Origin of the sequence: Ruegeria sp. YS9 (assembly GCF_024628725.1) — a bacterium.
In the GTDB taxonomy this organism is placed as follows: Bacteria; Pseudomonadota; Alphaproteobacteria; order Rhodobacterales; family Rhodobacteraceae; genus Ruegeria; species Ruegeria atlantica_C.
Genome location: NZ_CP102409.1, coordinates 2,809,066 through 2,829,956, shown reverse-complemented (window position 1 = coordinate 2,829,956; position 20,891 = coordinate 2,809,066). Strand labels below are relative to the sequence as shown.

Below are 20,891 nucleotides of genomic sequence, written 5' to 3'. Positions count from 1 at the left end.
CTGGTCCACTGTTGTCAAAGGCGTATTTCAACACCCAACCGCAAGTGAACCGGATCAGCCCGTCTTTTTCAGGTCTTTGATCAACTGGTTCAGGTTGCCTTTTCGGGCATCCAGCATCGCGCCGATTTCGGTGCGTTCGGTCAGCAACAGATTCACGCCTTCGATGAACATGTTGTAGAATTTTTCACGCCCCGACTTGTCCGAAACAAGGAACGTCACATCAAACGGAGCCGAGCCGCGCAGTTTGACCAATGTGCGAACTTCATATCCGGCCTTGATCTTGCGGGCATTGCGCACGCTGACCTCACCGCCGATGAACTCGCGGAAGCGGCGACCATATTTGCGCGAGATATAGCCCTGAAACGCCTTGGTGAATTGCTTCAGCTGGGATGGGGTGGCCGTGCGGGCATCGGCACCGAGGGCGTAACGCGCCATGATCGGGACGTCGGCATATTGCACGAAAATCTTCTCGAAATCACGCAGCATCGCAGTCTCGGACTTGCCGGATTCGATAACCCTGTTGATGTCGTTGACCACGCTGCTGACCAGTGCCTTGGCTGTTGCTTCGGTCTGGGCAAACGCGGATTTGGGCAGGACCGCCAAGGCCAGACCAGCTGCGACAAAGTTACGGCGGTTCAACTCGTTATTCAGCATAGGGGTCCTCGTAGGGGTCTAGATAGGGGTCCCTAACCGGGTCTGTCCCGGTTTCGGCATAGGGGTCAGAATACAAATCCAGATAGGCGTCTTCGTCATCTCTTGTCAGTTCGAAGCGGCGGTTTTGCAGATAGATCAGGCGGGCCTGTGCATAACTGTCGGCGCTTTCATACAGAATCGAGTCCACGGTATCCGAGAACCGTCCACGATCACCCATGCGGCGAACGACTTCGGCATAGACGCCCAGATTGTCGGCGGGCCGGACCGGGGTAAAATTGATCGGATTCGAGAACAGGTTGATCACGACGCCGATGGCATCCCTTTGCGTCGACGGGCCATAGAAAGGCAGTTCAACATAAGCCCCTTCACCGACCCCCCAGACGTGCAGGGTCTCGCCGAAATCAGTATCGACGGGCGGCAGGTTCAGCTCATCTGCGGGCGCGGACAGGCCAAAGCCGCCCACGGTCATGTTGATCACGAAGCGCAGCAGCGCATTGCCCATCTGTTTCGGGTTGCCCTGAAGCAGGTAGTCGACCGCCTGCCCGGGCAGCGAAATGTTTTCGGCGAATGTGCTGAAACTGGTGACCATGGGATCGGGAACGATCTTCACGTACCCTTTGGACGCAGGGCGAAACAGAAACCGGTCAACGCCCAGATTGAACTTGTGAATTCCCCGGTTCGTGTTTTCGTAAGGGTCAAACACGTCGCTGCGTGAGGCACCCTCGGGAGGTGTCGTTGCACAGGCGGACAGAATGGCCATGAGCGACAGGACAACCAGGTGTTTCAGGCGAAATCTGCTCGACACGATCTTTGCTTCTCCCAAATGCCCGGCATACGTTCTGTCGGGCAAACAATCACAATTTACCAATACTTACTCGCCGGTATGGCACAAGTTCTTGTCACATAGTCGTTTCAGGTCTCAAATGAAACACCTAGCGTGTAACCTGTCCGTCAGGTCCGGGTAAAGCAATTGAGTATCTAAAAGTCATAATAAGTAAAGATATGCTCAGATCGCATGCAAGCCGGAATTTGCCGCATTCCGTCTTTCCACGGCTGTGCTTCCCGGTTAGCGTCCGGCAGAGTCAATCAGGGAAGGACCCTTTCAATGAGCATCGCTGCAAAACTGGAAAGCCTCGGTGTCACGCTGGGCGACGCACCCGCTCCAGCGGCAAACTATGTGCCGTATGTACGTGTGGGCAATATCGTGTACGTGTCCGGCCAGATATCGAAAACGGATGAACTGATCACCGGCAAGCTGGGCGATGATATGGATGTCGAAGCCGGAGCGGCAGCGGCGCGGGTCTGCGCGATCAATCTGTTGGCACAGGTCAAGGCGGCCTGTGGCGGAGATATCGACAAACTGGTGCGTGTCATCAAGCTGACCGGTTTCGTGAACTCGACCGCAGATTTCACTGCGCAGCCGCAAGTGATCAACGGCGCATCCGACTTTCTGGTCGAAGCGCTGGGCGACGCCGGTCGCCACTCGCGCTCTGCCGTAAGTGCCGCGTCGCTGCCTTTGGGCGTGGCGGTCGAGATAGAAGGCATTTTCGAGATCGAATGATACCGCCCCTGCCAGCTGCGTTTTTGCAGGCCCCGATTGCTCATCGGGCGCTGCATGACGTCTCGAACAACCGCCCGGAAAACAGTCGGGCGGCCATTCGTGCCGCCATTGATGCCGGTTACGGGATCGAGATCGACCTTCAACTGACAGCTGACGATCGTGCCGTCGTGTTCCATGACTACGATATGGGGCGTCTGACCGGCCAGCCCGGGCCGATCCGGCAGGTGTCGGCGGCGGCGGCGTCAGAGTTGACCCTTCTGTATGGTGATGACGGCATTCCGACGCTGGATGAGGTGCTGGATATGGTGGCAGGCCAGGTGCCGCTGCTGATCGAGCTGAAGGATCAGGACGGCGTTATGGGTATGAATATCGGTGCCCTCGAGCACGACACCGTGCGCGCATTGCAGGGGTACGAAGGTCCGGTGGCCCTGATGTCCTTCAATCCCAACTCGGTCGCGGAACTGGCGCGGCTGGCTCCGCATCTGCCGCGGGGCATCACGACCTGCGCCTATGAGCCCAGTGTCGAGCTTCTTCCGCAAGCCGTCTGCGACACCCTGCGCGATGTTCCTGATTTTGACCGTGTCGGGGCCGGTTTCATCAGCCATGAGGCGGAAGACCTTTCCCGCCCGCGTGTGGCCGAACTGAAGGCGCAGGGCGTGCCGATCCTGTGCTGGACCGTTCGGACGCCCGAACAAGAGGCAGAGGCCCGCATGGTTGCCGACAATGTGACCTTCGAAGGGTATCTGGCTGCGCATTCAGCTTGAACCTTGGCGCCTCGGTCACAGATAAAGGGCTGGCGCGGAGGATACATGGATCAGGCTCAAATCGAAGTTCAGGCACTTGGGTCTCTGTCGCAGATTTCAGCGGCAGAGTGGGATGCCTGCGCCTGCCCCGAGGCCGCCGATGGTGGGCGGCCCCTTGATCCCTTCACCACGCATCGCTTTTTGCTGGCGCTTGAAGAAAGCGGCTCGGTCGGGCACGGTACGGGTTGGCAACCGCAATACCTGACAGCCTTTCTTGACGGGATCCTGATCGCAGCGGCCCCGATGTATGCCAAATCGCACAGCCAGGGCGAGTACATCTTTGACCACAGCTGGGCCCATGCCTATGAAAGCGCAGGCGGGCGGTATTATCCCAAACTGCAAATTGCGGTGCCGTTCACACCCGCCACCGGGCGGCGGTTTCTGGTGCGTCCGGGCTATGACAGGATCGGAATGTCGGCTTTGGTGCAGGGTGCCGTTCAACTGGCGGTCGACAATCAGGTTTCTTCGGTTCACGTGACCTTCTGTACGGAAGCCGAGGCATTGGCCGGTGAGCAGATGGGGCTTATGCCACGCAGCTCGCAACAGTTTCACTGGCTGAATGATGGCTATGCTGATTTCGACGAATTCCTCACCGCGTTGTCGTCACGCAAGCGCAAGAACATCCGCAAGGAACGGGCGCAGGCCAACGGTTTTGGCGGCGAAATCCATACATTGACAGGCGATGACCTGCGCCCGGAACACTGGGATGCGTTTTGGCGGTTCTATCAGGATACCGGTGCACGAAAATGGGGGTCACCCTATCTGACACGCCAGTTTTTTGACATCGTACAAGAGACGATGGCGAATGACATGGCCCTGGTTTTGGCGGAACGGGATGGTCACGCCATCGCGGGTGCGCTGAACTTCATAGGCCGCGAAACGCTTTTTGGGCGGTACTGGGGCTGCATTGAACATCATGCCTGCCTGCATTTCGAACTGTGCTACTATAGGGCGATAGATTTTGCCATTGCCCACGGTCTGGCCCGGGTGGAAGCGGGCGCTCAGGGCGAGCACAAGCTGGCGCGTGGCTATTTGCCGACGCGCACGCATAGCTTGCACTGGGTCGGTGATCCGGGTTTTGCCGATGCCGTCAAAAAATATCTGGACGCCGAAGGCCGCGCAGTGGGAGAAGAGATCGAGATTCTGACGGATTACGGCCCGTTCAGGAAATCGAACCCGGAGGAACAGCAATGACTGAACTTTTGTCCGCCGAGACCCGTGGCCCGCTGCTGGATCCGCTGTTCAAAAACGGCTGGACCATGGTCGAAGGCCGCGATGCGATCACCAAGACCTTCATATTCGACAACTTCGTGCACGCTTTTGGCTGGATGACGCAAGTGGCGATCTGGGCCGAGAAATGGAACCACCACCCAGAATGGTCCAACGTCTACCGCACGGTCGAGGTGGTTCTGTCCACCCATGACGTAGGTGGCCTGTCGTCACTGGACGCCAAGCTGGCCCGAAAGATGGACAGTCTGTGTTAACGGTCGTTGCCTGACCCCTGGCCACCGGCCAGCGACGCAGCCGTGCCCATCTGCTTGAATTCAGCAGGTGTGACGGTGCCGTCGCTGACATCGATGGATCTTGGGATACCCGTGGTCTTGTTCCCGATCTGGCGCACGCTGCGCGCCGCTGGGTTGATATCCAGACACCGGTTTTCATAGCAGGTCAGGCCAGACAGATTGATCTGGATGCGGGCCTGTCCGTTCGGCCCCGTCACCACCGGAGCTTGCGGAACGTCACAGGCCGCGGCCAGTGCCAAAGCACCCATTCCGATCCATTTTTTCATAGCAAGCTCCTTCAAACGGGCTTAGTCCAGTTGACCATTGCCATTCTGATCTGCCGCGCCGAAATCTTCATTCATCTGTGCATCATATTCCGATCTTGAGATAAAGCTGTCCTTGTTGCGGTCAACATTCTGGAACTGCTTTATGTCCAGAAACGGCTTGGCCTCGGCCTGACCCAGTGTGCCGTTCTTGTCTTCGTCCATGGCCTGAAACGCATAGTCCGAAAAAGCGTCGAATTCGTCTTTGGACAGGAATCCGTCATTGTTCGCGTCGATGGCGTTCAATTCTTTTTCATGCAATTCAGCCACGGTTTCGGCATTGGTCGCCGAGGCCAGGAAGGCAGCCGTGAATACAAAAATCGCCCGTTTCATGTCCAATCTCCTCAGCATGCAAATCTTTGGCCTTCAATGCCACCGGCGGCAGCGCCGGCTGCGGTCAGGATCGTCTTGCCCGATCCGCCGCCGAACTGGTTGCCGATTGCACCGCCGATCAAGGCGCCGCCCAGTGTGCCGCCAAGGCAGGCAATCTCGTGCTGTCGTGCGGCTTGCTGTTGCGGGGTTGGGGCCGGACCGCAGGCTGCCAGAAGGGCCGCGCCGGTCAGGAAGGAAAAAATCAACTTAAGTTTCATAAAAATCTCCCCAAATTATGCGACGAGTATTCGCGCATTGGGGCGCTGCTTCAAGTTAAATTGGGCTCACGCGGCCCCGGACAAACCGGGGCCGGCCAAATTCAGATCGCCTCCAACAGGCCTTCACCCGCCGAGATCCCGCAGGCACCGGGGTTATCTTCCAGGTTCAGGGCTGTGACCTTGCCGTCCTCGACCAGCATCGCATAGCGTTTGGAGCGTGCGAACAAACCCACAGGCGGGGCGTCGAAATCCATGCCGATGGCCTTGGTGAATTCTGAAGCCGCGTCTGAAACCATCGTCAATCCGGCCGCGGTCGCGCCGGTGGATTCACCCCAGGCGTGCATGACGAACGGGTCATTGACCGACAGGCACATGATCTCGTCCACGCCTTTGTCGTCAAACTGTTTTTTTGTACGAATGAAGCTTGGCACATGTGCGGTGGTGCATGTGCCGGTATAGGCGCCGGGCACGGCGAAAATGACAACCTTGCGCCCTTTGGTCTTGTCTGAAATCCGAACTTCCTCCGGCCCGTCGGCCCCCATCTGGATCAGTGTGGCCTCGGGCAAGGTGTCTCCTTTTGAAATCATTTTTCAGCTCCTGTCGTTTGGATTTGCAGAATTGGGTTAAGCCGCAATATAGGTTGTCCAACCAGAGAGACCACGGGGAAACTGCGGGGTGGGCAAAACATGAGCCATATTGTTGTGATTGGCGCGGGTCAGGCAGGAGCGTCCTTGGTGGCGCGGCTGCGCAAGGACGGGTTCGACGGAGAGATTACTCTGATCGGGGCCGAGCCGCATCTGCCATATCAGCGCCCGCCTTTGTCCAAGGCCTACCTTCTTGGAGAGATGGAGCTGGAGCGCCTGTTCCTGCGACCCGAAAGCTTCTATGCGGAAAACAACATCACTCTGCGGCTTGGCCAGCGCGTGACCGGCATCGACCCCAAGGCCAAAACGGTCACTGTTGGGGACGAAGTCATCCCGTATGACGAACTGGCGCTGACCACCGGGTCAGATCCGCGCCGCCTGCCTGCCGCCATCGGAGGTGATCTGGACGGTGTGCACGTGGTGCGCGACCTGGCCCATATTGGCGAGATGGAACCCAAAGTGACCGAAGGCGCCCGCGCGTTGATTGTGGGCGGCGGTTACATCGGGCTCGAGGCCGCCGCCGTCTGCGCGAAACGCGGCGTCAAGGTCACCTTGGTCGAGATGGCCGACCGCATCCTGCAACGGGTCGCTGCGCCCGAAACCAGCGACTATTTCCGCGCGTTGCACAGCGAATATGGTGCCGACATTCGCGAAGGCGTCGGGCTGGATCGTCTGATCGGCGAAAATGGCAGGGTTGTGGGGGCCGTATTGACGGACGGCACGAAGCTGGACGTGGATTTCGTCGTGGTCGGAGTGGGCATCACCCCCTCTACTCAACTGGCCGAGATGGCAGGGCTCGAACTGGACAACGGCATCAAAACCGACGCCCATGGCCGGACCTCTGATCCGTCGATCTGGGCGGCGGGCGATTGCGCCTCTTTCCCCCATGGCGAAGGGCGTATCCGTCTGGAAAGCGTCCCCAACGCCATCGACCAGGCCGAAATCGTGGCGCAGAACATGCTGGGTGCGGCCAAGGAATATGTGGCGACCCCCTGGTTCTGGTCGGACCAGTACGACGTCAAGCTTCAGATCGCGGGCCTGAACACCGGATATGACCGCGTGGTGACCCGCAAGGGAGAGGGTCAGACCGTGTCCTTCTGGTATTACAAGGGCGACAGGCTGATTGCTGTGGATGCGATGAATGATCCGCGGGCATACATGGTCGGCAAAAGACTGATCGAAATGGGCAAGACCGCTGATCCCGAAGTCGTGGCCGACCCGAGCGCGGACCTGAAACCGCTGCTCAAGGCGTGAGGATCATTGCCGGAGAATTCCGGGGCCGGGCGCTGGCCTCGGTCGGCAAGGGTGATGCGGGCGCGCATCTGCGCCCCACCACCGACCGTGTGCGTGAAAGCCTGTTCAATGTGCTCAGCCACCAGATCGAATTTGACGGTTTGCGGGTGCTGGATCTGTTCGCGGGAACCGGGGCGCTGGGGCTCGAGGCGCTGTCGCGGGGGGCGTCGCATGTCACCTTCGTCGATGACGGGCGAGTGGCCCAGGGGTTGATACGCAAGAACATCGACCTGACCCGCAGCGCCGACCGTACGGATTTGATCCGCCGCGACGCGACCCGGTTGGGCGACAATCCCGGTGTGCCTTATGATCTGGTTTTTCTGGACCCGCCCTACGGGAAATCCATGGGGCAGAAGGCCGTCGCCGCCTTGGCCAATGGCTGGATCGCGGATGATGCCTTGTTGGTTTGGGAAGAAAACGCCCCGATGCAGGCGCCGGCCGGATTTAAATTGCATGACAGCCGCAAATATGGCGACACGCATATTTCCTTGATGTGGAAAGGCGTTCCAGATTGAAACGCGCTGCGCGGTTTGGTGCGGAACATGGGTGGACGATGACGGGAAAACCTTGATAGGCCGAGCGTGAGGCAAAGCAGGAATCCCATATGCACGATCTTGTCATTTTCGATTGCGACGGCGTTCTGGTGGACAGCGAGGTGGTCTCGAACCAGGTGCTGGTGGACAATCTGGCGCAACATGGCCTGCATCTGGCGCTGCATGAATGTATGTCCCTGTTTGTGGGCGGAACCATGGTGGGTGTGCGGGACAAGGCCCGCGCGATGGGTGCCGTTCTGCCCGAAGACTGGATAGATCAGGTCTATGCCGAAACCTATGACCGCCTGCGTGCAGGTGTGCCATTGGTGCCCGGTATCGCAGACCTGCTTGAGGGGCTGGATCAAAAAGGTATCCCCTGTTGCGTCGCGTCGAATGGCAGCCCGGACAAGATGAAGATCACTCTGGGTCAGAACGGGCTTTGGGACCGGTTCAAAGACGTGATGTTCTCGGCCCATGTGCTGGGCACCGGAAAGCCGGACCCAAAGATGTTCCAACTGGCCGCCGAGCACTTTGGCGCGACGGCTCCGGTGGTGATCGAAGACAGTCATAGCGGTGTCACGGCGGCAATCCGCGCCGGTATGCGTTGCCTTGCTTATGCGCCTCAGGGAGGCGGTGAAAAGCTGGCGGATCTGGGGGCCGAAGTGATCACGGACATGTCACAGGCGCATGGGGTGTTGGGACTTTGACCCGCGGTCGTGCTAATGTGCACGCATGGACCGCACCCTGACACCTTTTGCCTGGACCTTTTCCAGCTATGCAGAAGATTCCACCAGCCCAGAGCGCAAACCCTTGCGCGCGCCGGTCTTCATCCACGACGCGGTCACGCCGTGGAGGGATGAAACGATGCTGTTGAAACTTCTCCGCGCACAGGCCGCGGATCAAGAGGAATAGGTCGGGTGAAATTTGCCAGCGGGTGACAGGGTAAAGATATCGACCCCATCCGAGGTGACGCCCACCGAATGTTCGAACTGTGCCGACAGCGATTTGTCGCGGGTCACGGCTGTCCAGTCGTCGGCCAGAGTCTTGGTTTCGGGGCGACCCAGATTGACCATGGGTTCGATGGTAAAGAACATACCCTCTTCCAGAACCGCACCGGTACCCGGGCGGCCATAGTGCAACACGTTCGGTGGTGCGTGGAACACCCGGCCCAGACCATGACCACAGAAATCGCGTACAACGCTCATCCGATGCGCTTCGACATAGGACTGAATAGCGTGGCCGATGTCACCAAAGGTATTGCCGGGCTTGACCATCTCGATGCCCTTGAACAGCGCGTCATGGGTCACCTGGATCAGCCGTTCCGCCTTGCGCGGCAGCTTGCCCGCCACATACATGCGCGAGGTGTCGCCGAACCAGCCATCGACGATGACGGTCACGTCGATATTCAGAACGTCGCCATCCTTCAGTTTCTTCTCACCGGGAATCCCGTGGCAGACCACGTGGTTCACGCTGATGCAGCTGGCGTGCTGATAGCCTTTGTAACCTATGGTGGCCGAGGTCGCGCCGGCGTCTTCGACCATCTGCGTGATCAGCCCGTCAATGGCGCCGGTGGTTTGACCGGGAAACACATGTTCGGCAATGTCATCCAGAATTCGCGCAGCCAAAGCCCCTGCCGCATGCATCCCGGCAAAGTCACCTTGTTCATAGATGCGGATGCCGTCCTTGGTCAGGCGGCCACGATGCTCTTTCATCGACGCTAAGCTCCAAATGTTGCGCGCAGCATTCCTTTTACGCTGCTTGTGCAGAAAGTACCAGAGGGTGCGGGATCGCGGGTCTTCAATTCAGATGTTTTTCAAACCGCCAGATTTCAAGCGGGTAATCTCCGGTTTGTGTTTCAAACCTCAGAACCTTGGTTCGCGTATTTACCCAATCGCATTTTTCATAGAAGCGGGCCGCGCGCCTGTTTCCTATGGCGCAAGCGAGCCAGCCGGTCGCGTGTCCGTTGGCCAGAATTTTCTGTTCGCCGTCTCGTAGGAGGGCAGCTGCCAGCCCTGTCCCGCGCCCTTGCGGCGAGACATACATCTGGTTGATCTCATCCCGCAATATGATGCATAGGCCCAAAACTACACCGTCCTGAACTGCGACGCGTGTCATGTCGGCGTATTTGTGCAGCCGCTCTGCGAAGCTGTCCAATGTGCGCTGGCTGGTCAAATCGTCGGGCAAGATAGCCGCGTGCGCATCGTGCCACCCCGAATGCCAGAGTTCGGATGCCTGCGGGATGATACCCGATTTCAAATTTATGATCTCAAAATCCGCAACAGACATGCTGATCACTCTGGTAATACGCTTCGGGACATGTCCAAGATAACACCTTCGGGTGTGATACACGTCCCATAAACCAACCGCTCGACCCCCTGTGCCTGCGCCGCCTCAAATGCCGCCGCGTAGGCTGGATCAATATCGGCCGCCAAAGCAAACCGGTCGCAATCGGTTCGCTGAACCAGATACAGCATGATCGCTCGGTGCCCTTGCGCGGCCATCGCGGCCAACTCGCCCAGATGCTTGGTGCCACGGGCTGTGACGCTGTCGGGAAACTCGGCCAGTCCGGGCTGGCGTGACAGTGTCACGCTTTTCACCTCGACATAGGCATCCGGCAGGCCCGGCCCGGTCAGCAGGAAGTCGATGCGGCTGTTGTCGCCGTATTTCACCTCGGGCCGGACGGTGTCATAGGCGGCCAGTTCGGGAATCTCACCGGCTTCCAAAGCAGTGCGCAGCGCCCGGTTCGGAACCGAGGTATCGACCCCGGTAAAATGCCCGTTCTCGTGGTCCACCAGCCGCCAACCGAATTTCAGCTTTTTCTTCGGATCGTCGTTGGGTTCCAGCCAAATCTTCTCGCCGGGCTCGGCCAGCCCCATCATCGACCCCGGATTGGCGCAATGGGCCGTTACCTCACTTCCATCCTCAAGCCTGCAATCGGCCAGAAAGCGTTTGTAGCGGCGGATCAGCCGGGCGGGGACAAGAGGGGTTTCAAATCGCATGGTTCAGGGCCTATACCTGCCCCCAAGGACGATCAAGAGGGGGACAGCGCCATGGCCAATCCAACCGCAGCGATGCTGGTGATCGGGGATGAAATCCTGTCGGGTCGCACCCGCGATGCGAATATGCACTTTCTGGCGCAGGAGCTGACAAAACACGGCATCGACCTGAAAGAGGTCCGCATTGTCAGCGACGACGCCCCTGCCATCGAAGCGGCCGTCAAAGCGCTGTCCGACGCCTATGACACTGTCTTCACCAGCGGCGGCATCGGCCCGACCCATGACGATATCACGGCCGATTGCATTGCCCGCGCTTTCGATACACCCATTGATGTGCGCGATGACGCGCGTGCGCTCTTGCAGGCCCATTACGACAAATCCGGGCTGGAACTGAATGCCGCCCGCTTGCGCATGGCGCGTATTCCGGACGGTGCGACGCTGATCGAAAACCCGGTTTCCACGGCGCCCGGGTTCACGCTTGCGAACGTGCATGTCATGGCAGGTGTGCCGTCGGTTTTTCAGGCGATGGTGGCAAGCGTTTTGCCAACATTGACCGGAGGCAGCCCTTTGTTGTCGCAAACTCTGCGTGTGGACCGCGGAGAAGGTGATATCGCCGCAACCCTGGCGGCCCTGGCCGAAGATTTCAGCGACCTGTCCATCGGGTGCTACCCGTTTCAGATCAACGGTGCCTTCGGGGCCAACGTGGTTGTGCGCGGCACCGACGGGGGCCGGATCGACGCGGCCACCACCCGTTTGGCGAAAGAGCTTGAGCTTTGAGCGGCACCTGGGCGGACATAGTTGATGGCACATGGCCCGCCGCACGCTATCAGCGGCTTGGCCCGTTTCTGCTGCGTGAGGGGCAGGGCGGAGGGTCGCGGGTGTCTGCGGCCAGTGCATTGGGCCCGGCCAATGAAGACGATATCAACGCCGCCGAGGCCGCGATGCTGGCCATGGGGCAAAAGCGCATCTTCTGTCTGCGGCCCGGAGATGAGGCCCTGGATGCAATGCTGGCCCGGAGGGGCTATGATATTCTTGACCCGGTGAACATCTACGTCTGCCCCGTCTCCAGTCTGACCGTTCAGCCAATCCCCCCGGTCATGGTGTTTTCGATCTGGGAACCGCTTGAGATCATGCGCGACATCTGGGCCTCGGGCGGGATCGGACCCAAGCGGATTGCGGTGATGGAACGCGCCAAGGGCCCCAAGACAGGATTTTTGCTGCGTCACAACGATAAACCCAGCGGCGTGGCTTTTGTGGCGATGCATGCAGATACTGCAATGGTCCACGCGCTTGAAATCCTTCCTGAACATCGCCGTCAGGGGCTGGGCCACTGGACCATGCGCGCAGCGGCATTCTGGGCGCGGGATCATGGTGCGCAGAACCTCAGCGTGATCTGCACCAAGGCCAATGAGGGCGCCAACGGTCTTTATCGCGCCCTCGGGATGGAGATCGCAGGCGAATACCATTACCGTCATCTTGTCTGAACTGAAGAGGTCGCCGTGACACAAAAAGACATGCCTACCGCGCTGAACCTGCCCATGGTCGATCCGCTGCCGCCGGAAACGCAGAAATATTTTGATATCTGTGTCGAAAAACTGGGCATGGTGCCGAATGTGCTGAAAGCCAACGCATTTGACATCGACAAGCTGAACACATTCACCGCGATGTATAACGATCTGATGCTGGCTGACAGCGGGTTGACCAAGCTGGAACGCGAGATGATCGCGGTCGTCGTCTCGTCGATCAACAAATGCTTCTACTGTCTGGTCGCGCATGGGGCGGCAGTGCGTCAGCTTTCGGGCAATCCGCAACTGGGCGAAATGCTGGTGATGAACTACCGCGTCGCGCCGCTTGAGCCGCGTCAACGGGCGATGCTGGACTTCGCAGCAAAGATGACCACCGCCAGCGCCGAGATCGAAGAGCCCGACCGACAGAAATTGCGAGACGCCGGATTCACTGACCGGGACATCTGGGACATCGCCAATGTCGCCGGTTTTTTCAACATGTCAAACCGGGTGGCCAGCGCAACGGCGATGGTGCCCAACGAAGAATATCACGCACAGTTTCGATGATCCGCACCGCCGCCCTTGTTGCCCTGCTGATGACAGGATCTGTTGCCGCGCAGGACCTGACCCTGCCGGCCAGTGCCCGACAGATCAGCGACCGGACGTCGCCACTGGACAGCTATGACCTGCCGACGGGGCCTTATGCAAATGGCTCTGTTCCCGCAGAAACGTTAGAAGGGCGTGTGGAACGCTTTACGTGGCGGCTTCAGGCGGGGTCGAGCACGACATTGCAGCTTCTCGCCCCGCTGCGGGAACAGATCGAGGCGCAGGGCTACAAGATCCTGTTCGAATGCGACGCGCGGGTTTGTGGTGGTTTCGACTTTCGCTTTGGCACCGAGGTCGTGCCAACCCCGGATATGTATGTCGCCATTCAGGATTACCGTTTTCTGTCGGCCACCAAGGGGCCGGTTGCCCTTAGTCTGCTGGTCAGCCGCAACCCCCCGGATGGCTATGTTCAGATGATCCGGGTGACGCCTCAAGATGCACCGGACCCGGACCCTGTGGTGGTCGAGCAAGCCGCAGAAGGTTCGGTCGGGGTGCTGGAGGCCTTGGCGGCAACGGGCCACGTGATCCTGGATGATCTGCATTTCCCTACGGGCGAGGTTGCCCTGGGCGAGGGTCCGTTTGACTCACTGACCTTGTTGGCCGGATATTTGACCGACAACCCGGAAACGCGTCTGGCACTGGTGGGGCACACTGACGATACCGGTGCCTTGCAGGCGAATATTGCGGTCAGCAAAAGCCGGGCCGAAGCGGTGCGAACCCGCCTGATTGATGCACATGGCGTGGAACCCGACCGGATCGAAGCGCAGGGTGTCGGCTATCTGTCTCCGCTTACATCGAATGCAACCCCGGAAGGGCGCGATCTGAACCGTCGGGTCGAAGCCGTATTGCTCGTCAACTGATCCACCACAGGTACAGCGGCAACCCGACGGTGATGTTGAACGGAAACGACACCCCCAGCGACAAGGTCAGATAGATCCCGGCCTCGGCCTTCGGAAGGGCGATCTTCATCGCGGCGGGAACCGCGATATACGAAGCCGATGCTGACAGCACCATGAACAGGAACAAGCTGCCTTGCGGCAATCCGATCACGGCTCCTACCGCCCAGGCCATCAGTGCGCCAATCAGGGGCATCAAGACACCAAAGGCGAACAGGCCAACCGACAGCTTGTCTCGATTGCCGATCAGGCTGCGCCCTGCCGACAGGCCCATATCCAGCAGAAACAGGCACAGAATACCGGTGAACGGCGTCACGATGAAGGGCGCGATCATCTGCATGCCTTCGCCGCCGGTGATGGCTCCGATCAGGAAAGCACCGGTAAGCAGCACGATCGAGCCGTTGGCCAGCAGATCACGCCACAGCTTGTCATCCTTGACGCCATTGCTTCCGGTCTTGTGTGCCAGCCAAAGTGCCGACAGGATTGCAGGAACCTCCATCGCAGCCGCAACGGCCACCATGAACCCGTCATGGGACAGCCCCACCAGATCCAGCAGGCTGGTGGCGGTGACAAAGGTGACGATCGAGATCGAACCATAGTGCCCTGCAACCGCCGCCGCGTTCAGCGCATCCAGCTTTGTCATCACCCTGAGCAGGCCAAAGGCCACGAAGGGGATGGCAAAGGACAAGGCAACACCGCCCAGCAGAGTCAGGAACAGTTGCAGGTGAATGCCATGCGCGGCCAGACTGGCACCGCCCTTGAACCCGATGGCCAGCAACAGATAGAGCGACATGAACTTGGCCGCGCCCGCCGGAATGGACAGGTCACTGCGTACAAAGGCCGCCAGAAGCCCAAGAGCAAAAAACAATATGGTCGGCACCAGCAGATTGCTGGACAGTGTTTCGATCACTCCGGGCATAATTGACTCCTGATCCCTCGTTTTCGGGTTGGGTGCCTTGCAAAATGGAATTCGCCAAATACTATCTTTCTAAGTTATAAATAGTTTCAGGCTATGAAATGCGCCCGACACTGCGACAGTTGGAATACATCGTTACGGTCAGTCGCCTTGGGCGATTCAGTTTGGCTGCCGAGGTTTTGAATGTCAGCCAGCCCAGCCTGTCGACGCAGATTGCGACCGTAGAACAAGAGCTTGGCGTTCGAATCTTTGACCGTAACCGCGGTGGAATCCAGGTGACGACGAAGGGGGAAGAGTTCATCTTGCGCGCGCAGAAGATCCTGGCAGAGGTCAAGGACCTGCGCCACGCCATGTCGAACGATATGCCCGTCGGAGGAAGGTTGCGACTGGGGGTTTTGCCTTCGATCGGGCCTTATCTGTTGCCGCAAGCCATCAAACAGGTGCACCGGCTGCGCCCCGGATTGCGCATCGTGGTGCGCGAGGAAAACACATTGGATCTGGAACAGGGTCTGAAATCCGGTCGATTCGATCTGATTCTGTCCACGCCCGAGGACCATCCGAATACCGTGCAACACCGGTTGTTCAACGAACCTCTCTGGGTCGCGGTTGCCGTTGATGACGTTCTGGCGCGGGATTTGCAGGGTGTCAGTGCCGCAGACCTTCAGAACCGGATTTTCCTGACCCTCGATCAAAGCCACCGCCTGTCGCGCATCGTTTATGCATTGGCGGCAGAATGCGGTGGGGTGGTTTCGGATGAGTATGAAGGCACGACACTTGATTCCATTGTCCTGATGGCGGCTTCGGGTGTTGGTGTTGCGGTACTGCCTGATCTTTATGCTCGCAGACAGGGGATCTACCGCGACGAAGTGCGCTTGCGACCGCTGTCCATCGCCAATGCAAATCGCGATATCGCCCTGTTGGCACGCCGTTCCGAGACCCCGCCGCCGGGTCAGAATGTGCTGACGGACAGCCTGCGCTCTTCCGCCCGGTCCATGGGGCTGTCGGTGATCGACCCATAAAAAATGGCCCGCACTTTCACATGCGGGCCAAAAGTTGGTCTTCAGGGAGAAATTACCAGTCCATCGGACCCTTCTCGTGAAAAGAGTCGACGAGGAAATCGATGAAGGCCCGTACTTTGGGTTGCGTAAAGCGGCCCGGCGGGTAGACCGCGTAAACGCCTTGAACTTCGTCGGGCAGGGACGGCATGGCATCGACGACCAGCCCAGCCTTCAGGGCTTCTGCATAAAGATAGCTGGGCAGATACGCGATACCCAGGCCGGAAACCGCCGCGTTCAACAGGGATTGGCCATCGTTCACGCTCAACCATCCGGCCGTTCGAACCTGACGCTTTTCGCCGGATGGCGCGGTCAGTTTCCAGACATTGCCCGACGACTGGCTGGAATAATGCAGCAGCTTGTGTTCGTTCAGATCGTCGATCTTCTGTGGCCGGCCGAATCTTTCGACATAGCTGGGCGCGGCGACCATGCGTTTGACGGTTTCGGTCAGTTTGCGGGCGCGCAGCGTGCTGTCTTCCAGCTCACCAATGCGGACGGCCACGTCAAATCCTTCGGAAATCAGCTCGACATAGCGGTTGTTCAAAACCATGTTCACGGTGATGTCGGGGTAGGCTGCAAGGAACTCGGACAGAACAGGCGACAGGTGATTGACGCCGAAATCCGTGGCGACGCTGATGCGCAAAAGACCAGACGGGGCCGATTGCATTGACGTGACCAGTGAATCCGCTTCTCCGGCATCATTCAACACGCGCCGCGCGCGGTCATAATAGGCCAGCCCGATTTCCGTTGGTGAAACCCGGCGCGTGGTGCGGTTCAACAGCCGCGCTCCCAGGCGCGCCTCAAGGCTTGATACGTGTTTGGACACAGCTGATTTGGAGATGCCCATCTTTTTGGCCGCATCGGTGAAGCCACCCTGGTCCACCACATTGGCGAAGGCTTCCATTTCGGTCAGTCGGTCCATACTCGTTCCCCAGATCTTGATTTCCGTCCTGAATATGGCGCTGAATCTGGGCGGAAACGGGGCAGACATGGGATAATATCAGGGATTTGAATCGGATCGTTTGCGTATGGGAAACGTAGAAACAGTGGTTTCCAAACGCGCCGCAGGCATTGTGACGCTGTGTTTTTCAGGCAATCGCGCTAAGATCTCACATTGAGAATGGCATTTTTGTGACCAGGGAGGAGATCATGAAACCCTTTTTCGCCATTGCTGCGCTTTGCCTTTCGGTGGGCATTGCACACGCCGGAGGAGAGACCCCATCGAATCCCGATGCAAAGGTCTATTTCGTCAACCTGTCGGATGGCGATACCGTTCAATCACCGGTTACGGTTGTCTTTGGTCTCAGCGGCATGGGCATCGCACCCGCCGGAACCGAGAAAGAAAACACCGGGCACCACCACCTGTTGCTTGACCGTCCCCCGCTGGGTGAGGGCGAGGATGGCGCGGATGAGTTGGCCAATGGTCTGCCCGCCGACGAACATCACATGCACTTCGGGGGCGGTCAGACCGAAGTAACACTGGATCTGTCGCCGGGCCAACACACTCTGCAATTGGTTCTGGGCGACGCCGGGCATGTGCCGCATTCCCCGCCGATTGTATCCGAGGTGATTACGATCACCGTGGAATAGCCGCAGGTCGTTGAAACCGTCCGTTCGGTTCATGTGATGGAAAGGCGTTTACATTTTCGGCGCACTTAGTGAATCTGCATGCATTTGCAGGGGGTAATAATGTCGCTGGAATTCTTCATCACATCATTGATTGTTGTTTTGCTGCCGGGTACCGGCGTCATCTATACTTTGGCTGTCGGTCTTGGGCGCGGGTTTCGCGCAAGTCTCGCCGCAGCCTTCGGATGCACACTTGGGATCGTTCCGGCGGCCTTGGCCAGCATCATCGGACTTGCAGCATTGCTGCACACCAGTGCCGTCGCGTTTCAACTCATCAAATATCTTGGCGTCTTGTACTTGTTCTACATGGCATGGGGTATCCTGAAGGACGGCGGTGCCATGGACGTCGCGGCGGAGAAATCCGCAAAAAGCAACTTTGGAGTTGCCGTTAGAGGAACGCTGATCAACGTTTTGAACCCAAAGTTGTCGTTATTCTTCCTGGCCTTTCTGCCTCAATTCCTGCCAGCGAATTCAGCAAATGCAGGAATGGAACTGACCAAACTGGCGCTGGCCTTCATGGCCATGACACTTGTTGTTTTTGTCGGGTATGGCGCATGCGCCGCACTGGCGCGGGACTATGTAATCCGGCGCCCTGCTGTGATGGCGTGGATAAAGCGGTGTTTCGCAACCGCTTTTGGTGCCTTGGGTGCAAAACTCGCGCTGTCGGAGTGAAGACACTCTGAACGAGTGGCTTCAGAACTCTGCGGCAAGGCGTGTGCCCTGATTGATCGCGCGTTTGGCGTCCAGTTCCGCCGCCACATCCGCGCCGCCGATCACATGCGGGGTGATGCCGCGTTCGATCAGCGCGTCGGCCAGCGACCGCTCGGGCACCTGACCGGCACACAGCACGATCGTATCGGCCTTGATCACGGTCGGGTCGGCGCGCTCTTCTCCGAACGAGACATGCAGCCCTTCGTCGTCGATGCGTTCATAGTTCACGCCGCCGACGAAGTTCACGTTCTTCATCTTCAGCGTCGCGCGGTGAATCCAGCCGGTGGTCTTGCCCAGCCCCTTGCCATGCGCCTGTTTCTTGCGCTGCAACAGGGTGACCTGACGCTTGGGCGCCTCGGGCTGCGGGCCTTCGGGCGCCAGTCCCGCGCGGTGCTGCTCGGGGTCGGCGACGCCCCATTCCTTCATCCACAGGGGCAGGTCGGTGGTGGGCGAGTGGCCTTCCTCGAGCAGGTATTCCGACACGTCGAACCCGATGCCGCCCGCGCCAATCACGGCTACCGATTTGCCCACCGGGGCCTTGTTGCGCAGCACGTCGATGTAGTTCACGACATTGTCACGGTCCTCGCCGGGGATCTGCGGGTCGCGCGGATTGACGCCGGTGGCGATCACCACCTCGTCGAACCCGGTCAGATCATCGGCGCCGACCGCGCGGCCCAGTTCCACCTTGACGCCCAGCGTGTCGAGCATGGTGCGGTACCAGTCCACCAGCCCCCAGAACTCTTCCTTGCCCGGCACCTGCTTGGCCATGTTCAGCTGGCCGCCGATCTCGTCGGCCTTGTCGAACACGGTCACGTCATGGCCGCGCTGGGCGGCTGTCATCGCCGTGGACAGGCCCGCCGGGCCCGCGCCCACGATGGCCACGCGCTTGGGCGTTGCGGCCTTTTCGATCACCAGCTCGGTCTCGTGGCAGGCGCGCGGGTTCACCAGGCAGGATGTCAGCTTGCCGCTGAACGTGTGATCCAGACAGGCCTGGTTGCAGGCGATGCAGGGCGCGATCCTGGCCGATTCACCGGCCATGGCCTTGGCCACGAAATCCGCATCCGCCAGCATCGGCCGCGCCAGCGACACCATGTCGGCGCAGCCCTCGGCCAGCACCTGCTCGGCCACGTCCGGCGTATTGATCCGGTTCGAGGTGATGACCGGAATCCCCACCTTGCCCATCAGTTTCTTCGTCACCCAGGCAAAGGCCGCGCGCGGCACCGATGTGGCGATGGTCGGAATCCGCGCCTCGTGCCAGCCGATACCGGTGTTGATGATCGTCGCCCCGGCCTGTTCGATCCGCTGCGCCAGCTGCACCACCTCGTCAAAGGTCGAGCCATTTGGCACCAGGTCGATCATCGACAGCCGGTAGATGATGATGAAATCGGTCCCCACCGCCTCGCGGGTGCGGCGCACCACTTCCAGAGGCAGGTGCATCCGGTTCTCATAGGACCCGCCCCAGCGGTCGGTGCGCTTGTTGGTATGGGTCACCAAGAACTGGTTCAGGAAATACCCCTCGCTCCCCATGATCTCGACCCCGTCATAGCCCGCCTTCTGCGCCAGCACGGCGGCGTTGACGATGTCGCCTATCTGCTTCTCGATCCCTTCTTCATCCAGCTCGGTCGGCGGAAAGGGCGAGATCGGAGACTTGATCGGGCTGGGCGCCACGCATTTCGGCCCATAGGCATAGCGGCCCGCATGCAGGATCTGCATGGCGATCTTACCGCCCGCCTGATGCACCCGGTCGGTGACGATGGAATGGTTGACCACATCCTTGTCGCTGGTCATCATCGCAGCGCCGGGCAGGACCGAGCCTTCCAGGTTCGGCCCGATGCCGCCCGTGACCATCAGCGCCACGCCGCCGCGGGCGCGGGCGGCATAGAACTCGGCCACCCGGTTCCAGTCGCCGGTTTCTTCCAGCCCGGTATGCATCGAGCCCATCAGGACCCGGTTCTTCAACGTGGTAAAGCCCAGATCCAGTGGTGCCAGCATGTTTGGGTACACAGTCATGGCAAAACTCTCCCTCCTGAATTTGCGTGATAGATTGACGTTCGCGTAAACTTTGTCACGCGAAACCCCACGTCACCCTCTTTGCTGTTGCGCCGGTGATTGCTAGAGGTGGGCGAAACAACACGATGAGGCCGCGCATGACCCCCGAAGAAATCGCCAAACTGCCCTATCGCCCCTGCGTTGGGCTGATGCTGATGAACGATCAGGGCCAGATCTTCGTCGGCCAGCGCAACGACCGGTTCGAGGACGCCTGGCAGATGCCCCAGGGCGGTGTGGACAAGGGCGAAGACCCTCGTGATGCGGCCTTGCGTGAGCTGTGGGAGGAAACCGGCGTAACCGGTGATCTTGTGGAAATCGTGGCCGAGACCGAGGGCTGGCTGCCCTATGACCTGCCGCATGACATCGTGCCCCACATCTGGAAGGGCCGCTTTCGCGGGCAGGAGCAGAAATGGTTCCTGATGCGGTTTCTGGGAACCGACGACCAGATCGACATCCAGACGGATCACCCCGAGTTCACCCGCTGGAAATGGCAGGACCCCGACCGCCTGATCGCCGAGATCGTGCCCTTCAAGCGGGACGTGTACGAGCGGGTGATGGAGGCGTTTGGGAGGTATTTAGAATAGGCGACTCAGTCCTTTTTGAGCCGTTGACTGTTGGACTGTTTTGA

Annotated in this window: 28 protein-coding genes; 16 read left to right on the top strand and 12 right to left on the bottom strand. The window is 59.3% G+C overall.

Features of this window, described 5'->3' with window-relative positions:
• Positions 1-54: 54 nt before the first annotated feature.
• Both NOR97_RS14380 and NOR97_RS14375 read right to left on the bottom strand, forming a co-directional pair.
• A complete protein-coding gene (locus NOR97_RS14380) occupies positions 55-654 on the bottom strand; it encodes a phospholipid-binding protein MlaC (RefSeq protein ID WP_257599534.1) in 600 nt (199 codons plus the stop codon).
• Positions 644-1,414, bottom strand: a complete 771-nt coding sequence (locus NOR97_RS14375; RefSeq protein WP_257600881.1) for a VacJ family lipoprotein — start codon at positions 1,412-1,414, stop codon at positions 644-646. Before NOR97_RS14375 ends, NOR97_RS14380 begins: the two co-directional genes overlap by 11 nt.
• A gap of 345 nt (positions 1,415-1,759) precedes the next feature.
• Here NOR97_RS14375 and NOR97_RS14370 point away from each other — a divergent pair, with 345 nt between their 5' ends.
• The 4 genes from NOR97_RS14370 to NOR97_RS14355 are packed head-to-tail and all read left to right on the top strand — an operon-like array spanning position 1,760 to position 4,502.
• A complete protein-coding gene (locus NOR97_RS14370) occupies positions 1,760-2,215 on the top strand; it encodes a RidA family protein (protein ID WP_171172046.1) in 456 nt (151 codons plus the stop codon).
• On the top strand, positions 2,212-2,979 hold the full coding sequence (locus NOR97_RS14365; protein ID WP_257599533.1) for a glycerophosphodiester phosphodiesterase family protein: 768 nt from the start codon (positions 2,212-2,214) through the stop codon (positions 2,977-2,979). Before NOR97_RS14370 ends, NOR97_RS14365 begins: the two co-directional genes overlap by 4 nt.
• Positions 2,980-3,024: 45 nt before the next feature.
• Entirely contained in the window at positions 3,025-4,212 is a 1,188-nt protein-coding gene (locus tag NOR97_RS14360; protein WP_257599532.1) for a GNAT family N-acetyltransferase, read from the top strand.
• Positions 4,209-4,502, top strand: a complete 294-nt coding sequence (locus NOR97_RS14355) for a 4a-hydroxytetrahydrobiopterin dehydratase (RefSeq protein WP_152459417.1) — start codon at positions 4,209-4,211, stop codon at positions 4,500-4,502. Before NOR97_RS14360 ends, NOR97_RS14355 begins: the two co-directional genes overlap by 4 nt.
• Here the strand turns inward: NOR97_RS14355 and NOR97_RS14350 are convergent.
• The 4 genes from NOR97_RS14350 to NOR97_RS14335 all read right to left on the bottom strand — a co-directional run bounded on the left by NOR97_RS14350 (position 4,499) and on the right by NOR97_RS14335 (position 6,020).
• Positions 4,499-4,807, bottom strand: coding sequence for a hypothetical protein (locus tag NOR97_RS14350; protein WP_170346725.1), 309 nt, complete (start codon positions 4,805-4,807; stop codon positions 4,499-4,501). The genes NOR97_RS14355 and NOR97_RS14350 overlap by 4 nt on opposite strands.
• Positions 4,808-4,828: 21 nt before the next feature.
• Entirely contained in the window at positions 4,829-5,176 is a 348-nt protein-coding gene (locus NOR97_RS14345; protein WP_170346724.1) for a hypothetical protein, read from the bottom strand.
• An 11-nt stretch (positions 5,177-5,187) separates the two neighbouring features.
• Positions 5,188-5,433: a glycine zipper 2TM domain-containing protein gene (locus NOR97_RS14340; RefSeq protein ID WP_170346723.1), complete on the bottom strand. Its 246-nt coding sequence runs from the start codon at positions 5,431-5,433 to the stop codon at positions 5,188-5,190.
• A gap of 101 nt (positions 5,434-5,534) precedes the next feature.
• A complete protein-coding gene (locus tag NOR97_RS14335) occupies positions 5,535-6,020 on the bottom strand; it encodes a peroxiredoxin (protein ID WP_257599531.1) in 486 nt (161 codons plus the stop codon).
• Positions 6,021-6,119: 99 nt separating this feature from the next.
• Here NOR97_RS14335 and NOR97_RS14330 point away from each other — a divergent pair, with 99 nt between their 5' ends.
• From NOR97_RS14330 to NOR97_RS14315, 4 genes are all read left to right on the top strand, one after another.
• Complete coding sequence (locus NOR97_RS14330; protein ID WP_257599530.1) at positions 6,120-7,331, top strand: NAD(P)/FAD-dependent oxidoreductase; 1,212 nt, start codon at positions 6,120-6,122, stop codon at positions 7,329-7,331.
• On the top strand, positions 7,328-7,885 hold the full coding sequence (gene rsmD, locus NOR97_RS14325) for a 16S rRNA (guanine(966)-N(2))-methyltransferase RsmD (RefSeq protein ID WP_257599529.1): 558 nt from the start codon (positions 7,328-7,330) through the stop codon (positions 7,883-7,885). Before NOR97_RS14330 ends, rsmD begins: the two co-directional genes overlap by 4 nt.
• Before the next feature lie 89 nt (positions 7,886-7,974).
• Positions 7,975-8,610, top strand: a complete 636-nt coding sequence (locus NOR97_RS14320; RefSeq protein ID WP_257599528.1) for an HAD family phosphatase — start codon at positions 7,975-7,977, stop codon at positions 8,608-8,610.
• A gap of 25 nt (positions 8,611-8,635) precedes the next feature.
• Positions 8,636-8,815, top strand: coding sequence for a hypothetical protein (locus tag NOR97_RS14315; protein ID WP_257599527.1), 180 nt, complete (start codon positions 8,636-8,638; stop codon positions 8,813-8,815).
• Here NOR97_RS14315 and map read toward each other — a convergent pair.
• The 3 genes from map to sfsA all read right to left on the bottom strand — a co-directional run bounded on the left by map (position 8,803) and on the right by sfsA (position 10,902).
• On the bottom strand, positions 8,803-9,615 hold the full coding sequence (gene map / locus NOR97_RS14310; protein WP_257599526.1) for a type I methionyl aminopeptidase: 813 nt from the start codon (positions 9,613-9,615) through the stop codon (positions 8,803-8,805). The two genes, NOR97_RS14315 and map, sit on opposite strands and share 13 nt — an antisense overlap.
• Before the next feature lie 85 nt (positions 9,616-9,700).
• On the bottom strand, positions 9,701-10,189 hold the full coding sequence (locus NOR97_RS14305) for a GNAT family N-acetyltransferase (RefSeq protein WP_257599525.1): 489 nt from the start codon (positions 10,187-10,189) through the stop codon (positions 9,701-9,703).
• A gap of 5 nt (positions 10,190-10,194) precedes the next feature.
• On the bottom strand, positions 10,195-10,902 hold the full coding sequence (sfsA, locus tag NOR97_RS14300; protein ID WP_257599524.1) for a DNA/RNA nuclease SfsA: 708 nt from the start codon (positions 10,900-10,902) through the stop codon (positions 10,195-10,197).
• 51 nt (positions 10,903-10,953) lie between these two features.
• Here sfsA and NOR97_RS14295 point away from each other — a divergent pair, with 51 nt between their 5' ends.
• Genes NOR97_RS14295 through NOR97_RS14280 form a run of 4 tightly spaced genes read left to right on the top strand, consistent with a single transcriptional unit; the run spans position 10,954 to position 13,870 of the window.
• Positions 10,954-11,676 (top strand): molybdopterin-binding protein, encoded by a 723-nt coding sequence (locus tag NOR97_RS14295; RefSeq protein ID WP_170346715.1) that lies wholly within the window; start codon positions 10,954-10,956, stop codon positions 11,674-11,676.
• A complete protein-coding gene (locus tag NOR97_RS14290; RefSeq protein ID WP_257599523.1) occupies positions 11,673-12,383 on the top strand; it encodes a GNAT family N-acetyltransferase in 711 nt (236 codons plus the stop codon). The genes NOR97_RS14295 and NOR97_RS14290 overlap by 4 nt, the downstream gene beginning before the upstream one ends.
• Positions 12,384-12,413: 30 nt before the next feature.
• A complete protein-coding gene (locus tag NOR97_RS14285; protein ID WP_170346797.1) occupies positions 12,414-12,971 on the top strand; it encodes a peroxidase-related enzyme in 558 nt (185 codons plus the stop codon).
• Positions 12,968-13,870: an OmpA family protein gene (locus NOR97_RS14280; RefSeq protein ID WP_257599521.1), complete on the top strand. Its 903-nt coding sequence runs from the start codon at positions 12,968-12,970 to the stop codon at positions 13,868-13,870. Before NOR97_RS14285 ends, NOR97_RS14280 begins: the two co-directional genes overlap by 4 nt.
• On the opposite strand, the gene NOR97_RS14275 is transcribed toward NOR97_RS14280, so the two are convergent.
• Positions 13,863-14,825: a sodium-dependent bicarbonate transport family permease gene (locus NOR97_RS14275; RefSeq protein WP_257599519.1), complete on the bottom strand. Its 963-nt coding sequence runs from the start codon at positions 14,823-14,825 to the stop codon at positions 13,863-13,865. The two genes, NOR97_RS14280 and NOR97_RS14275, sit on opposite strands and share 8 nt — an antisense overlap.
• Before the next feature lie 98 nt (positions 14,826-14,923).
• Here NOR97_RS14275 and NOR97_RS14270 point away from each other — a divergent pair, with 98 nt between their 5' ends.
• Positions 14,924-15,841: a hydrogen peroxide-inducible genes activator gene (locus NOR97_RS14270; RefSeq protein WP_257599518.1), complete on the top strand. Its 918-nt coding sequence runs from the start codon at positions 14,924-14,926 to the stop codon at positions 15,839-15,841.
• A gap of 52 nt (positions 15,842-15,893) precedes the next feature.
• Here NOR97_RS14270 and NOR97_RS14265 read toward each other — a convergent pair whose 3' ends face one another.
• Positions 15,894-16,799, bottom strand: coding sequence for a LysR family transcriptional regulator (locus NOR97_RS14265; RefSeq protein WP_117871765.1), 906 nt, complete (start codon positions 16,797-16,799; stop codon positions 15,894-15,896).
• A 227-nt stretch (positions 16,800-17,026) separates the two neighbouring features.
• On the opposite strand from NOR97_RS14265, the gene NOR97_RS14260 reads away from it, so the two are divergent.
• Both NOR97_RS14260 and NOR97_RS14255 read left to right on the top strand, forming a co-directional pair.
• Positions 17,027-17,467 (top strand): DUF4399 domain-containing protein, encoded by a 441-nt coding sequence (locus NOR97_RS14260; RefSeq protein ID WP_257599517.1) that lies wholly within the window; start codon positions 17,027-17,029, stop codon positions 17,465-17,467.
• A gap of 99 nt (positions 17,468-17,566) precedes the next feature.
• Complete coding sequence (locus tag NOR97_RS14255) at positions 17,567-18,175, top strand: LysE family translocator (RefSeq protein WP_306977576.1); 609 nt, start codon at positions 17,567-17,569, stop codon at positions 18,173-18,175.
• A gap of 21 nt (positions 18,176-18,196) precedes the next feature.
• Here the strand turns inward: NOR97_RS14255 and NOR97_RS14250 are convergent, their stop codons facing one another.
• A complete protein-coding gene (locus NOR97_RS14250; protein WP_257599516.1) occupies positions 18,197-20,224 on the bottom strand; it encodes an NADPH-dependent 2,4-dienoyl-CoA reductase in 2,028 nt (675 codons plus the stop codon).
• Between the two features lie 137 nt (positions 20,225-20,361).
• Between NOR97_RS14250 and NOR97_RS14245 the strand changes: the two genes are divergently transcribed.
• Positions 20,362-20,847 (top strand): RNA pyrophosphohydrolase, encoded by a 486-nt coding sequence (locus NOR97_RS14245; protein WP_257599515.1) that lies wholly within the window; start codon positions 20,362-20,364, stop codon positions 20,845-20,847.
• Positions 20,848-20,891 lie beyond the last annotated feature (44 nt).